9 protein-coding genes are annotated in these 14,979 nt (G+C 68.1%); 6 read left to right on the plus strand and 3 right to left on the minus strand.

The window, feature by feature from the left end; translation table 11 throughout:
- Positions 1 to 162 precede the first annotated feature (162 nt).
- The 4 genes from P12x_RS27355 (at position 163) to P12x_RS27370 (ending at position 8,169) form a co-directional block, all read left to right on the plus strand.
- A complete protein-coding gene (locus P12x_RS27355) occupies positions 163 to 2,664 on the plus strand; it encodes an alkaline phosphatase family protein (protein ID WP_435008196.1) in 2,502 nt (833 codons plus the stop codon).
- A gap of 141 nt (positions 2,665 to 2,805) precedes the next feature.
- Entirely contained in the window at positions 2,806 to 3,792 is a 987-nt protein-coding gene (locus tag P12x_RS27360; protein ID WP_435008197.1) for an SGNH/GDSL hydrolase family protein, read from the plus strand.
- A 135-nt stretch (positions 3,793 to 3,927) separates the two neighbouring features.
- The gene (locus P12x_RS27365) at positions 3,928 to 6,705 is read left to right on the plus strand and encodes a PSD1 and planctomycete cytochrome C domain-containing protein (RefSeq protein ID WP_435008198.1); all 2,778 of its coding nucleotides are present in this window, start codon (positions 3,928 to 3,930) and stop codon (positions 6,703 to 6,705) included.
- Between the two features lie 18 nt (positions 6,706 to 6,723).
- The gene (locus P12x_RS27370; RefSeq protein WP_435008199.1) at positions 6,724 to 8,169 is read left to right on the plus strand and encodes a DUF1501 domain-containing protein; all 1,446 of its coding nucleotides are present in this window, start codon (positions 6,724 to 6,726) and stop codon (positions 8,167 to 8,169) included.
- Positions 8,170 to 8,270: 101 nt separating this feature from the next.
- On the opposite strand, the gene P12x_RS27375 is transcribed toward P12x_RS27370, so the two are convergent.
- The 3 genes from P12x_RS27375 to P12x_RS27385 all read right to left on the minus strand — a co-directional run bounded on the left by P12x_RS27375 (position 8,271) and on the right by P12x_RS27385 (position 11,831).
- Positions 8,271 to 10,502, minus strand: coding sequence for a DUF1549 domain-containing protein (locus P12x_RS27375; protein ID WP_435008200.1), 2,232 nt, complete (start codon positions 10,500 to 10,502; stop codon positions 8,271 to 8,273).
- A gap of 512 nt (positions 10,503 to 11,014) precedes the next feature.
- On the minus strand, positions 11,015 to 11,500 hold the full coding sequence (locus P12x_RS27380; RefSeq protein ID WP_435008201.1) for an SRPBCC family protein: 486 nt from the start codon (positions 11,498 to 11,500) through the stop codon (positions 11,015 to 11,017).
- On the minus strand, positions 11,484 to 11,831 hold the full coding sequence (locus P12x_RS27385) for an ArsR/SmtB family transcription factor (RefSeq protein WP_435008202.1): 348 nt from the start codon (positions 11,829 to 11,831) through the stop codon (positions 11,484 to 11,486). Before P12x_RS27385 ends, P12x_RS27380 begins: the two co-directional genes overlap by 17 nt.
- 442 nt (positions 11,832 to 12,273) lie before the next feature.
- Between P12x_RS27385 and P12x_RS27390 the strand changes: the two genes are divergently transcribed.
- Both P12x_RS27390 and P12x_RS27395 read left to right on the plus strand, forming a co-directional pair.
- On the plus strand, positions 12,274 to 13,590 hold the full coding sequence (locus P12x_RS27390; protein ID WP_435008203.1) for a DUF1501 domain-containing protein: 1,317 nt from the start codon (positions 12,274 to 12,276) through the stop codon (positions 13,588 to 13,590).
- A 38-nt stretch (positions 13,591 to 13,628) separates the two neighbouring features.
- Positions 13,629 to 14,951 carry a c-type cytochrome domain-containing protein gene (locus P12x_RS27395; protein ID WP_435008204.1) on the plus strand — a complete coding sequence of 441 codons (1,323 nt, stop codon included), beginning with the start codon at positions 13,629 to 13,631 and terminating at the stop codon, positions 14,949 to 14,951.
- The last annotated feature ends 28 nt before the right edge of the window (positions 14,952 to 14,979 follow it).

Here is a 14,979-nt window from a genome sequence, read left to right on the forward strand (position 1 = left end):
CATGTTACACCGATCGACGGCGGAAGCCAGACGCCCCCGGATTGGGAAGTTTGCGTGAAAAGCAGGCCGGGTGCCTTACAGCCGACGGGCAGGTCGTTACGATGGCCCCGTGGACGGCCCGACGCTTGTTTCGGGACGTCGCGGGGATTTGGGAGTTGGTCGATGACGAGGACTTACCGGCGAAATCTGATCCTGGGCCTGGCGGCGGCAAGCCTGGTGGCCGGGGGCGTGGGCATGGCCCGGCTGGCGGTCCTCCGGATGGGCCGGCAGCCCGATGGGGCGTTCCTGGTCTCCTCGGGCCAGCGGATCGAGCCCGGCTCGATCGCCTTCGACGGTCGGCCGATCGACCTGGCCGTCCACCCGCTCGGCGGCTTCTACGCCGTCCTGAACAAGACCACCGTCTTCCTGGGCGATGCCGAGGGGGTCCGCCCCGGGACCGAGGTCAAGATCGGGACCAAGGCCGCCTTCCGGGGCCTGGCCTGGTCTCCCGACGGCTCGCGGCTCTTCGCCAGCACCGACAAGGGATATATCCAGGAGTTCCGCCACGATCGGGGCAAGCTCGCCCTCGGCCCGAAGATCGCGCTGGAGCCTCCGGGGACCGCGGGGAACCCGGTCCCCGGCGGGATCGCGATCACCCGCGACGGCGCCCGACTCTTCGTGGCCGCGGCCGACCGGAACGCGGTGATCGAGGTCGACCTCGCCACCAACACCTCGATCCGCGACCTCCCCGTGCAGAACCTCCCCTTCGAGCCCCGGCTCTCCGAGGACGAGAGGACGATCATCGTGAGCAACTGGGGGGGCCGCCTGGCCAATCCCGGCGATGTCACCTCCAAGAGCGCCAACCTCGATATCGTGGCCGACGAGCGGAACACGGCGATCTCCGGGACCGTCAGCCTGATCGACCGGGAGACCGGGAACGCCCGGCACCTGGAAGTCGGCATCCACCCGACGGCCATCGCGGTCTCGGGCAAGTTCGCCTACGTCGCCAACGCGATGAGCGACACGATCTCCGAGATCGACATCGAGGCCGGCACGGTCGCGCGGACCATCCCGATGAGGTGGGGGAAGCTCGGCCTCCTCGGCGGGATGCCCAACGCCCTGGCCATCCGGGGAGGCACGCTCTACGTGGCCGACGGCGGCGACAATGCCGTGGCCGAGGTTGATCTGGCCGAAGGCAAGGTGAAGGGGTTCCGCCCCGCCGGCTACTTCCCGACGGCACTCGCGCTCGACGGCGATCGTGCCTACGTCCTGAACACCAAAGGAAACGGCTCGGTCCAGAATACCCTGCTGGGCAAGCCCGGCAACACCCACGACTTCCAGGGGACCGTCACCGTCCTCGACCTGGCGAAGGACCTCGCCGCCCAGACCGAGATCGTGGCCCGGAACAACCGATGGGACGCCAACCCCGGCCGGCCCGCCCTGAAGGTCTACAACGGGGCGATCAAGCACGTCCTCTACATCATCAAGGAGAACCGGACCTACGACGAGATCTTCGGCGACCTGCCCGAGGGGAACGGCGACCCCAAGCTCTGCTCGCTCGGCGAGACCGTGATGCCCAACCACCGGAAGCTCGCCCGCGAGTTCACCCTCTTCGACAACGGGTACGTCTCCGGCACCAATAGCGCGGACGGCCACCAGTGGTCGACCCAGAGCCTGGCCAACGAATACATGGAACACTTCTATGTGGGCTACTCGCGGACCTATCCTTGCGAGGGGGAAGACGTGATGTCGATCTCCAGCGCGGGGGCGATCTGGGATGCCGCTCTCAAGAAGAACAAGACCCTCCGCGTCTGGGGCGAGTTCTGCGATGAGGAGAAAGCCCAGGTCGAGCCGATCCCGCAGGACTGGTTCGAGGTCTGGAACGATCGGGCCACCGGGACGAACAAGTTCAAGTTCCGGGCGGTCTGCGACGTCCCGAGCCTCCGGCCGTACATCTGCCCCGAGGTGATCTACTGGCCCCTGATCCAGAGCGACCAGCACCGCGCCGACGTGTTCATCCGCGAATACGAAGAGTTTAGCAAGGCCGACACCGTGCCCAACCTGATGATCATGAGTCTTCCCTGCGACCACGCCGAGGGGACCAACCCCAAGTACCCCACGCCCAGGGCCATGTTGGCCGACAACGACCTGGCCCTGGGTCGCGTAGTCGAGGCCATCTCCAGGAGCCCCCAATGGAAGGAGACCTGCATCTTCGTCGTCGAGGACGACGCCCAGGCCGGACCCGACCACGTCGACGGCCACCGGACCGTCTTCATGGCCATCAGCCCGTACAACAAGCGGAAGACGGTCGACTCGACCTTCTACACCCAGCCCAACATGATCCGGTCGATCGAGATGATGCTCGGGCTCGACCCGATGAACCGGTTCGACGCCCTGGCCGACCCGATGGCCGCCTGCTTCTCCGACGATCTCGACCTCACGCCCTACGTCGCCGCGAAGAACAACGTCCCGCTCGACGAGCGGAACCCCTCGGGAAAGAAACTGAGCGCGGCGGACAAATACTGGCTCGACAAGACGATGGAACTGGACTGGAGCCACCTCGACGCCGCCGACCCCTACTGGCTGAACCGGATCAACTGGTACAGCCTCTTCAAGGGATCAAGGCCCTATCCCGGACGACCCGGCGAGGCCCCGGGTCAGGCCGAGGACGATGACGACGATTGATCGGATCCCGCTGCCACCCCCTCCAACCTGGAGGGGGTGGCGGAAAAGCCCACCCCTCCGGATCGCCCCATTCCATGACGTGACCGATGCGGTATCCTCGATCACCTCTGGCTCTCCCACCCGCAACCCGGAGGTCGCATCATGATCCGCATCTCATGCCTGGCAGCCTTGCTCGCGCTCGGGATCGGGGGCAACGCCCCGGCCTTCGCCGATGAGCAGTCTCCCCTGGAGGGTGTCCATCGCGTCGTCTTCCTGGGCGACAGCATCACCTACTCGGGGCAGTTCGTCGAGGATGTCGAGGCCTACCTCCGGCTCAAGGATCCCGGCCTGGACTGCGAGTTCCTCGACATCGGCCTGCCCAGCGAGACCGTCTCGGGGCTCTCCGAGCCCGGCCACGCGGGGGGAGCCTTCCCTCGTCCCTCGCTGGGCGAGCGGGTCGACCGGGTCCTCGCCGCGACCAGGCCCGACCTGGTGGTCGTCTGTTACGGGATGAACGACGGGATTTACTATCCCTATGGAGACGAGCGGTTCGCGAAGTACCGCGAAGGGATCGAGTCGGTCCGGGCCAAGGCCCAGGCGGCCGGGGCCAGGGTCCTGCACCTGACCCCGCCCGTCTTCGACGCCGTGCCGGTCAAGGCGTCGACACTCCCGGCCGGCCTCAGCGAGTACCGCCAGCCCTACACCGGGTATGACGAGGTCCTGAACCTCTACGGGGCCTGGCTCCTGGCCCAGCGCGGCAACGGCTGGGACGTGGTCGACCTTCACGGACCCATCGAGCAATACCTGGCCCACCAGAGGGTCCACAATCCCGACTTCCGCCTGGCCGGCGACGGGGTCCACATCGACGCCACCGGGCAGTGGCTGATCGCCCGCGAACTCCTCAAGCACTGGGGCGTCCCGGCCGGCGAAGTCATGGGCGAATCCGATCCCGAGAAGGTCCTGGGGGCCCTCCCGAACGGCCTGGAAGTCCTCAAGCTCGTCCAGTCCAAGCAAAGAATGCTCAAAGACTCCTGGCTCACCGAGACCCGGCACAAGCGGCCCGGCATGAAGAAAGGGTTGCCAATGGCCGAGGCCCAGGCCAAGGCGGGCGAGATCGACGGCGAGATCCGCAAGCTCTTGAAACCCTGACTTCGAGCTGGTAGCCCCGCCTAACCCTGTTAAACAAGATTCAACATTCGGTTGCCCGATCGGCCCGACTCTGCGATGATCGGGAGATCGTGCGATCCGGGGATGAATCAACCAGACCAGCGGAGTAGGCCCTCCATGGCGATCGAGCGATCGAGGACCGTCGGCGCGAGCTTTTCCCCGATCGCCGGGATTTTCCTGACCCTGGCGATCGGGGCGGCGACCCGGGCCGAGGGTCCTGGGATATCGCCCTCCGACCGGGTCCGAGAGATCCTGGCCGACAAGTGCCTGGGCTGCCACTCGGACGACCCCAGGAAGGGAGGGCTCGACCTGACCCGCCGGGCGTCGGCCCTCCAGGGCGGCGAGAACGGGCCGGCCCTGGTCCCCGGCAAGGCGGTCGAAAGCCTGCTGATCGAGCGGATCGAGGCCGGCGAGATGCCCCCCGGCCGGGCGCTCAAGCCCGAGGATCTGGCGGCCTTCCGGTCGTGGGTCGAGTCGGGGGCCACCTACGAGGTCGAACCCCTGGCCGCTCGACGGGCCGGTCCCAACTGGTGGTCGCTCCGACCGATCGCCAGGGTCGAGGTCCCCGAGGTCCGCAGACCCGACTGGGTCCGGACCCCGATCGACGCCTTCATCCTGGCCGGGCTCGAACGCGACGGGCTCCAGCCCGCCCCCGAGGCCGACCGCGCGACCTATCTTCGTCGGGTCTCCTTCGACCTCACCGGACTCCCACCGTCGCCCGAGGAAGTCCGGGCCTTCGACAATGACACGTCCCCCGACGCTTACGAGAAGCTGGTCGACCGGCTCCTGGCGTCCCCCCGCTATGGCGAGCGCTGGGGTCGTCACTGGCTGGATGTGGTCCGGTTCGCCGAGAGCCACGGCTACGAGACCAATAACCTCCGGCCCGATGCCTGGCCCTATCGCGACTACGTGATCCGGGCCTTCAACGACGACACCCCGTTCCCCCGGTTCGTCGAGGAGCAACTGGCCGGCGACACCATCGAGGGGGCCGACTGGCTCACCCAGGCCGCCACCGGGTTCATCGTGGCCGGGTCGCACGACGTGGTCGGCAATCAGCAGCCCGACCAGGTCCTCCAGCAGCGCGTCGACGACCTGGACGACATGGTCGCCACCACATCGACCGCCTTCCTCGGCCTGACCGCCCAGTGCGCCCGGTGCCACGACCACAAGTTCGACCCGATCAGCCAGAAGGATTATTACGGGATTCAGGCCGCCTTCGCCGGGGTCAACCACGCCGACCGGATGATCCCCGTCAACGACGAGGGGAGGCTCCGCGAGGCCGAGTCGGTCCGGGTCGAGCTGGCCGGGGTCGAGCGCGAGCTGGACGAGACGGAGCCCCTGGCCCGGGTCGAGGCCGGATCGCCGGGGCGTCCGCCGGTCGACCCGCTCCGGAACGTCGAGCGGTTCGAGCCCACCCCGGCCCGATTCATCCGGTTCACCGTCGAGTCGACCAACGGAGGGGCCGAGCCCTGCATCGACGAGCTGGAGGTCTGGTCCGCCGGCCCCGATCCGCGCAATCTGGCCCTGGGCGGCATGGCCTTCGCTTCGTCCACCTATCCGAACAGCCCGATCCATCGGCTCGAACACCTGAACGACGGCCAGGTGGGAAACGGCCGAAGCTGGATCTCGGCCGAGGCCGGGAAGGGCTCGGCGGGGGTCGAGCTGAAGGAGCCCGCCACGATCGACCGGATTGTCTGGGGGCGTGACCGGGAAGGGACCTACCGCGACCGGACCGCCGCCGTGTACCGGGTCGAGGTCGCCGAGGAACCGGGCCAGTGGCGGGTGGTCGCCTCCTCGAAGGATCGGGCCGCGAAGGCCGACGAGACCCCGCCCGCCTCGTCGGGTCGCGAGGCCTTGATCCGCCAGCGCGACGACCTCCGGAAGCGGCTGGCCGCGCTCGGCTCGACGATCAAGGTCTACGCCGGGACGTTCACCCAGCCCGGCCCGACCCACATCCTGAGGCGCGGCGACCCGACCCAGAAGCTGGATGCGATCCCCCCCTCGGGCCTCTCGGCGGTCCGTCCCAAACTGGAGCTTCCGGCCGACTCTCCCGAGGCCGCTCGACGGGTCGCGCTGGCCCGTTGGATCGCCGACCCGGCCAACCCGCTCGCCCCTCGGGTGATGGTCAACCGGGCCTGGCATTACCACTTCGGCCGGGGGATCGTCGCCACGCCCAGCGACTTCGGCTTCAACGGCGACCGCCCCTCGCATCCCGAGCTGCTCGACTGGCTGGCCTCCGAGTTCCTCGCCAACGGGGGCCGGCTCAAGCCGATCCACCGGCTGATGGTCCTCTCGGCCACCTATCGGCAGTCGAGCCGGATCGACGAGCAAGCCAGGGCCCTCGACGGCGAGAACCGGAAACTCTGGCGGTTCAACCCCCGGAGGCTGGAGGCCGAGGAGATCCGCGACGCGATCCTGGCCACCGCCGGTACGCTCGACCTCCGGATGGGCGGGCCGGGCTACACCCTCTGGGAGAAGAACACCAACTATGTGGTCGTGTTCACCCCGAGGGAGGAGCTTGGCGCCGACACGTTCCGGCGGATGGTCTACCAGTTCAAGCCCCGGAGCCAGCCCGACCCGACCTTCGGGGCCTTCGACTGCCCCGACGGAGGACTGACCGCCCCGCGCCGGAACATCTCGACCACCGCGCTCCAGGCCTTCAACCTGCTCAACAGCCGGTTCATCCTCGACCAGGCCAACCGCCTGGCGGATCGCCTGGAGGCCGAGGCCGGTCCCGACCCCGGGTCGCAGGTCGATCGGGCCTTCGAGCTGGCCTTCGGACGGTGCCCGACCGAGGCCGAGCGTCCGGCCGCCATCGGGCTCGTCCGCGATCACGGGGCCCCCGCGCTGGCCCGGGCCCTCTTCAACGCCAACGAATTCCTGCACGTCCCTTGAAGCCGGGAGCCTCGACCGATGCCCGACAACACCCCCGGCCCCGGCGGCCTCCGACTCCTCGATCGCCGGTCGTTCCTCTCGCAGTTCTCGACCGGCCTGGGCGGGATCGCCCTGGGGGCGATGCTCGCCGAGCAACGCGCGAAGGGGGAGGACTCCGCCCCGGCGGGGATGCCGCACCACCCGCCCCGGGCGAAGCGGGTCGTGCAGATCTTCTGCACCGGGGCCCTGAGCCACCTCGACACCTGGGATTACAAGCCCTCACTGGTCAGCCGGAACGGCCAGCCGATGCCGGGCGCCGAGAACCTCCGAACCTTCCAGGGGGAGAACGGCAACCTGGCCCGGAGCCCCTGGGCGTTCCGGCCTCGGGGGGAGTCGGGCAAGATGACCTCCGACCTCCTCCCTCGCCTGGGCGAACTGGCCGACGAGATGTGCTTCATCCACTCGTTGACCTCGAAGACCAACACCCACGGGCCCGGCGAGATCTTCCTGAGTACCGGATTCACCGCCGAGGGATACCCCAGCCTCGGCTCGTGGGTCTCGTACGCGCTGGGGTCCGAGAACCGCGACCTCCCCGCCTATGTCGCGATCCCCGACCCCCGGGGCGTCCCCCAGCAAGGTCCGGCCAACTGGGCGGCGGGCTTCCTCCCGGCGATGCACCAGGGGACCGCGTTCAACGCCGACAAGCCGATCCCCCACCTCAAGCGGCCCGACCGGATCGCCGAGGGGGACGACCAAGCGACCCGGGACTTCCTCAAGTTCCTCAACGATGAGCATCTGAGACGCAACCCCGGCGACGCAGAGCTGTCGGCCCGGATCGCCTCCTACGAGCTGGCCGCGCGGATGCAGCTGGGAGCCCCCGAGGTCGCCGACCTCTCGGGCGAATCCCCCGCGACTCGCGAGCTCTACGGGCTCGACGACCCCAACGCCACGCTCGCCGGGTTCGGCCGGAATTGCCTGCTGGCCCGGCGGCTCCTGGAGCGGGGGGTCCGGTTCGTCACCCTGTTCAACGGGGCCTTCGCCATGGGCGAGGGGAACCTCAACTGGGACGGCCACCGGAGGATCGAGTCCGACTACAACCGCCACGGACCGATCCTGGACCGACCCGCCGCCGCGCTCCTGCACGACCTCAAATCCCTGGGCCTGCTGGACGACACCCTGGTGATCTGGAATACCGAGTTCGGCCGGATGCCGACCTTCCAGAAGGGGACCCAGGGCCGCGACCATAACCCCTCCGGCTTCACCGCCTGGATGGCCGGGGCCGGCGTCAAGCGGGCTTTCAGCTACGGGGCCACCGACGAGTTCGGCCACAAGGCCGTCGAGAAGGTTGTGGACGTCCACGACTTCCACGCCACCATCCTCCACCTGCTCGGCCTCGACCACGAACGCCTGACCTTCTACTACAACGGGGCCAACCGACGCCTGACCGACGTGCACGGCAAGGTAATCCAGGATATTTTGACATGAATTAGTTTCGTAGGGCAGGGTTGGCCTGCCGAGTCACGGATCGCGGCAGAAAGTGCCAATATCGAGAGTGGCTCACGGCCCCGCCAAACTCGAATCGCCCATCAGTGCCCGAACAGGAACTCCTTCGCATTCACGAGTGCCCACATGAGGTCGCGAAACACGGCCACCCGGTCGTCTCCTTCGAGCCCCGCGAGGGTCGACTCGACCGTCCGCCACTGCGACTCGCTCGGCCTCCGGGCCAGGGAGGCCAGAAATAAAGTCTCGACGATCTCTCGATCCGACTGACCCTCCCGGATCAGCCCGGCCAGGCGGCCCTCGCCGTCCTCGATCCTCCGGTTCAGGGCGTCGCCATTCATCAGGTGGAGGACCTGCGGCATGGTCACGTCGGCGGTCCGCTCGCAGGCGCAGGCGGTCACGCGGTCGGGTCGGCCGAAGGTTTCCAGGAGGTCGTTGCGGATCTGGGGGTCGGGCAACTGCACGGCCCGGATCCCGACCGGCTGCCCTTCGTAAGATTCGGGGACGCCCGTCACCACAGCCAACGCGTCGGCCAGGACCTCGGCGGGGAGTCGCCTGGGCAGATAGTGAGAGAAGAACGTCCGGTCGCTCGCGTTGGCGGGCAGGGTCTCCGACGAGAGGGCATAGATCCTCGATGAGACGATCAGCCGCATCAGCCTCCTCAGGTCGTATTCGTGGGCGATCAGGTCATCCACGAGCGCATCCAGCAAGGGTTCGTTCGAGGCGGGGTTGCTGGCCCGGAGGTCGTCGACCGGCTCGACCAGCCCGACGGCGAAGAACCGCTTCCAGACCCGATTGACGATCGAACGGGCGAAGCTCCGACGGCCCGCCCCGCCCATCCACGAGGCGAGCGCGGCCCTCGGGTCCTGGCCCGATTCGAGCGTGATCTCCGACCGATCGAGCGGCCGGGGGGGGAGGAATTCCCCGGTCCTCGGCTGGGTCAAGCCCACGCGCTCGGGGTCGGCCTTGGCCCCCCGTCCGCCCCTCCGTCGACCCGGAGCCCCGACGTTGACCGAGGCCCCCTGATCGGTCGCCTTGGCGTCGACCTTGATCCGGCTGAAGAAGGCGGCCATCCCGTAATAGTCGTCCTGGGTGTACCGTTCGAGCGGGTGATTGTGGCACTTGGCGCAGGCGATCCGGGTCCCCAAGAGCGCCTGGCTGGTGGACTCGGCGAGTTCCTCGGGCTTGCGGTTGACCAGGTAATAGCCTCCGGCCGGCTCGTCGTTCAAGGGCCCTCGGGCGGTCAGGACGTCGCGGGCCAGTTCGTCCCAGGGGCGGTTGGTCCGGACCTGCTCGCGGAGCCAGTGGGCGAACCCGCGGACCCCCTTGCGGCCCCGCTTGTCGTTGTCACGCTCGCGACGGTTCTGGAACAGCTCGCCCCAGGCCATCGCCCAGTAATCGACATAGGCCGGGCTCCCGATCAGTCGATCCACCAGCGCGGCCCGCTTGTCGGGCGAGGGGTCATCCAGGAACGCCGATGCGTCTTCGGGCGTGGGAAGCGAGCCGGTCAGGTCGATCGAGGCCCGTCGGAGATAGGTGGCGTCATCGCAACCCGGCGAGGGTTCGAGCCGAAGCTCGCGGAGCCGGTCCATCGCGCGATCGTCGATGAAGTTCGACCGGGCGGCATAGGCCGCCTCGTCCACCTCCTGGTCGTAGGGGGTGGTCACCACATGCACGGCCACCTCGCCCATGAAGCTGGCCATCACCGACGTGGCCCCCGGTCGGAGCGCCTCGACCCGGCCGTTCTCGTCGACCTGGGCCAGCCCCTCCTCGTTCGACTTGAAGAGCGCGAGCCGCGTCACGTCGCGGACGCCCCCTCCCGAGTCGTGGGCCATCAGCCGGAGTCCGACGGACTGACCGGGCCGGTAGGTGGCCGAGGCCGGCTCGACCACCAGTCGGATGATCGTCGGCTCCTGGCCGGTCGGCCCGGGGGTCCCTGCGGCGATCCAGGCCAGCAACGTCTGGTACTCGGGCGTGCCCGCCTTCAACTTCTGCCCCCCCTGATGAGGGACCCGCATCAGCGGCTTGGCCAGCAGGAGGCTCTCGCGAGGGCGGCTCTTGGCGATCCGTCGCCCCTTGGAGTCGCGGGTGATCGCCAGATGATCTAACTCCGGGGCATACCCTCGGAGGCTCAACTTGAACCCAGCCTGGCCCGCGAGCTTCCCGTGACACCCCCCCGAGTTGCAACCCAGCCGTGTCAGGACGGGCACCACATCGTTGACGAACGAAGGGGCCGACCGCTCGCCGGTCGGGGGAGCATCGGCCCCGATCATCGACAGGCAGGCCAGGCCGAGGGCGATCGTCGGGATTCGTGTCATGGCGACCAGGGCTCGCGTCAAGGTTGCTCCACGATCGGATGTTTAACCATAGTAAGACATTCCTGGGCTGGGTCCAAGTGGTCGTCTCGATGGCCCTACCCGGAGGTGGCTTCGTCCCGACAGCAGCAATGGCTTCGTCCCGACAGCAGCAATGGCTTCGTTCCGACAGAGCGATTGGCTTCGTTCCGACCACCTGAGTGGCTTCGTTCCGACCACCTGAGTGGCTTCGTTCCGAGTTGTGAACGATGTAGATTCACGATCCCGCCTCTTGTCCGGGTGGCAGGGGTAAGCGCCAGCTTACCCCGGATTCGACGTCATTCCCGGGGTAAGCTGGCGCTTACCCCTGCCACCCGGACGGTGAGAGTGGCTTCGTTCCGACGGGGTGGATCAGGTCGATCCCCGATCCCAACGCGCCCCACCGTCGTTGCAGACCCGGGCAACATTCACTATCGCCACGGACCACGCCCTTGCGCATACTTTGCCCGTCGCGATTTACGTTCGCCCGTCGCCGCTCAGTCCATCCCTTGCAGGTGCTCGGCCAGTCGATCGTAGGTCTGGGAGGCTCCGTCCTGCATCCCGGACTGGAGGACGGCGTCTCGGACCTCTCGAGACGGGTAGAGGACCGCGACCGTCATCGTGGTCCGTCCGCCCGACTCGACGAGGGTCAGGGTATTGATCGACTCGCCGGGGAAGTCGTCGAACGACTCGGTCGTCACCAGTCGCTCGGGCGGTGCGATCTCGCGATAGACCCCGCTCATCCCCATCCGCGAGCCATCGGGGCCTTGCCCGACGAACCGCCAGGCCCCCCCCGGGCGAAGGTCGATGGTGCAGACCGGGAGGGTCCAGCCCCTCGGCCCGTACCAGTTCGGCACATGCTCGGGGTTGGTCACGGCCTCCCAGACCAGCCGTCGAGGGGCGTCGAAGACGCGCGAAATGACGATCTCGCGATCCGTCGGCGTCGTGAACGTCGTGGTCCCCGGCTTATCCGTCGCGTTCATGGTCCTTCTCCCTGGCCTTGAGGCGTTCGAGGTACTCGTCCAGCCGACCGAAACTCTCATCCCAGAAACGTCGGTAGTTCTCGGCCCACTCGGCGACCTCCTTGATCGGGGCCGCCTCCAGCCGACAGGGCCGCCACTGCGCCTCGCGACCCCGGGCGACCAGGCCGGCCCGCTCCAGCACCCGGAGATGCTTGGAGACGGCCGGCCCGCTCATCGCGAACGGGCTCGAGAGTTCCTTGACCGTGGCCGGTCCCGAGGCGAGTCGATCGAGGATCGCGCGCCGGGTCGGATCGGCCAGAGCCGCGAAGGTGATGCTCAAGGTGTCGGTCATTCGTATCTATCCACCCGGTTAACTAACCGACTGGTTAGATACATCAAATATCTTCGACTGTCAAGCGTCCGATCTCGCGAAGCGGTCGGGCCTGGGCAATTGGGTGTGCCCCGAATTGTTGGTCGTTGTGTCGGCGGAGCAAGCTCCGCCCGAGCAAAGCGGAAGCAAGCTTCCGCACTCCAGGGCCTCCGGCGGCCCACCGAACTCGAGGTGCACCCCCCGGCGGCGAAGCCGCTTTGGAGTGCGGAAGCTTGCTTCCGCTTTCGGACCCGGAGCTTGCTCCGGGGCGATCGGCTGTCGATCCCTGCAACGACACCCAGAATCCCTGGGCGCACCCTGGTCGGTGATCCACCCCATTCAACCATTGTCAAATTCTCGACCAGGAGGGATACTGAAACCGACTCATCGAAGCTGATTCGGTCAGGAACCGAGGGTATCGGCCATGATCCGCATCCCGATTGGCCCGAGGTCCAGGCGATGCGATGGCGTGGCCCGTCGCGACTTCCTCCGCGTGGGCGGGCTGGCGGCGTTCGGGCTTCCGGCCTTGCTCCGGGCGGAAGCCTCGGGGAACCCCGAGACGGCAGCCCCGGCGCGATCGGTGATCCTCCTCTACCTGGGCGGCGGGCTCTCGCATCACGACAGCTTCGACCCCAAGCCCGACGCGCCGAGCGAGGTGAAAGGACAGTACGGGACGATCGACACCCGGCTGCCGGGCGTCCGGTTCTCGGACAAGATCCCGCTGCTGGCGGCGCGGAATGATCGGTTCGCGCTGGTCCGGTCGGGGGCGCACGGGAACGACCACCACGAGACGGCGACCAACTGGGTGCTCTCGGGCAAGTTCGGCTCGGCCTTCGGCGACTACCCGGCGATGGGGGCGGTGGTGGCCCACGAGCTGGGCTATCGAGGGCCGATGCCACCATATTTCGCCGTCCCGAAGAACCCTTCGTTCACCTGGGAGCTGGGCAAGAGCGCCTTCCTGGGCGGGCGCTACGAGTCGTTCAAGAGCGGCGATCCCAACGCGCCGAACTTCGCGGTGAAGGACCTGACCGTGACCGGCGACTCTTCCACGGGCCGGGTCGGGCGTCGCCAGTCGCTCCGGCTGACCGTGGACGACCTCGCCCGCCAGGTCGATTCCGACGACGGCCTGAGGACGATGGACGAATTCCAGCGGAGGGCGATGGACCTGGTGGTCTCGCCCGAGGCCCGCCGGGCGTTCGATCTCGACCGCGAAGATCCAAGGCTCCGCGACCGATATGGCCGGACCACCACCGGGCAAGGGTGCCTGCTGGCCCGTCGGCTGATCGAGGCCGGCGTCCGGTTCGTCACGATCAATAGCGCGGGCTGGGATCATCATGCGAACATCTTCGGCTCGCTCGACCGGCGGCTCCCGGAATTCGACGCCGCGTTCTCGGCCTTGCTGGACGACCTCCAGGGCCGGGGACTCCTCGAATCGACCCTGGTCGTGGCGATGGGCGAGTTCGGCCGGACCCCCAAGCTGAACGCGACCGCCGGGCGGGACCACTGGGGCCACGCGGCCAGCCTGGTCTTCGCGGGGGCCAACATCGTCCCCGGTCGGGTGATCGGCCGGACCGACGACCAGGGAGCCCACGTCATCGACCGCCCGGTGAGCCCCGCCGACGTCGCCTCGACCATCTATCAGGCCCTCGGGGTCGACCCCGCCCGTCACCTGATGACCCCCGAGAATCGCCCGGTCGCGATCCTGGACGAAGGGTCGCCGATCTCCGAGATGCTCGCCTGAGGATTCGTTGAGATCCGCCCTCCCGAGATCCGCACCCGATGACGCTCCCCCTCGCGATCCCGCTGATCCTCCTGGCGATGGCCGACGACGCCCCGGTCAGCTATAGCCGGGAGGTCGCCCCCTTCCTGGAGGAGCACTGCCTGGCCTGCCACGACGAGGGATTCACCACCTCCGACCTCTCGATGGCCGACGTCGAGTCGATGAAGCGGGGCGGACGCCGGGGGCCTTCTCTCGTCCCCGGGAGCGGTAAGGAGAGCCTGATCGTCCAGTTCATGGACGGGACCCGCCAGCCCCAGATGCCCCCCAAGACCTCGATCCCGCGCGATCAGATCGCGGTCCTCGCCCGGTGGATCGACCAGGGGGCCAGGGTCGACGCCGAGGCGGTCGACGCCCGACGCCAGGAGCGCCGGAAGCTCGAAGCCGAGGAGGCCGCGACCTTCGCCTCCGACGCCCCGCCCTCCGTCACCGGGCTGGCCTACTCGCCCGACGGCAAGGCCCTGGCCGTGGCGAGCTATCGCGAGATCATCCTCCTCGACCCCGCCACCGGCAAGATGCTCCGGAAGCTGGCGGGCTTCCCCGACCAGGTGACCTCGGTCGCTTATGCGTCGGATGGCTCGATCGCCGGGGCCGGCGGCACCCCCGGCCGGGGCGGAGAGGTCCGGATCTGGGACGGGGCCGGCCGGGAACGTCAGGTCCTCCGAGGTCACGCCGACACGATCCTCGCCGTCGCCTGGCGACCGGGATCGGAGCAGGTGGCCACTTCGAGCCTGGATAAAGTGATCACCATTTGGGACGTGCCCACCGGCCATCCGATCCGGTCGATCAAGAACCACGCCGACATCGTGACCTCGCTCGCCTTCAGCCCCGACGGCAAGAAGCTGGCCTCGGGCTCGGCCGACCGGACCGCCAAGATCCACGACCCCGAGACCGGCCTGCAACTCGCCTCGCTGGCGGCCCACAAGGACGCGGTCCTCGCCATCGCCTTCAGCCCCGACGGCCAGTACCTCGCCACAGCCGGGGCCGACAATTCGATCCAGGACTGGAAACTGGCCGACACCACCAACCCCGAGAAGGGCTTCGGCCACACCGGCCCGGTCTACGCCCTCGCGTGGAGGCCCGACGGCTCGGGCCTCTTCGCCGGCTCGGGAGGTAGGCCCTCGTTCCTCTCCTACAGGAAGGAGAACGGAAACCGGGTTGTCGAGATCAAAGAAGAGACAATGCCCAGGGATTGGGTCTACGCCACCGCCATCGCCCCCGATAACACGACCGTCGCCGCCGGGGGCTGGGACGGCTCGGTCATCATCTGGGACCTGAAGGACGGGGCGCGAGTCCGGACATTCGTGCCGGGCCGGGAAGAGTGAAGATCAATGATTCCAACATAGCTTGAGC

The organism is Tundrisphaera lichenicola, from assembly GCF_051175385.1.
Taxonomy (GTDB): Bacteria; Planctomycetota; Planctomycetia; order Isosphaerales; family Isosphaeraceae; genus Tundrisphaera; species Tundrisphaera lichenicola.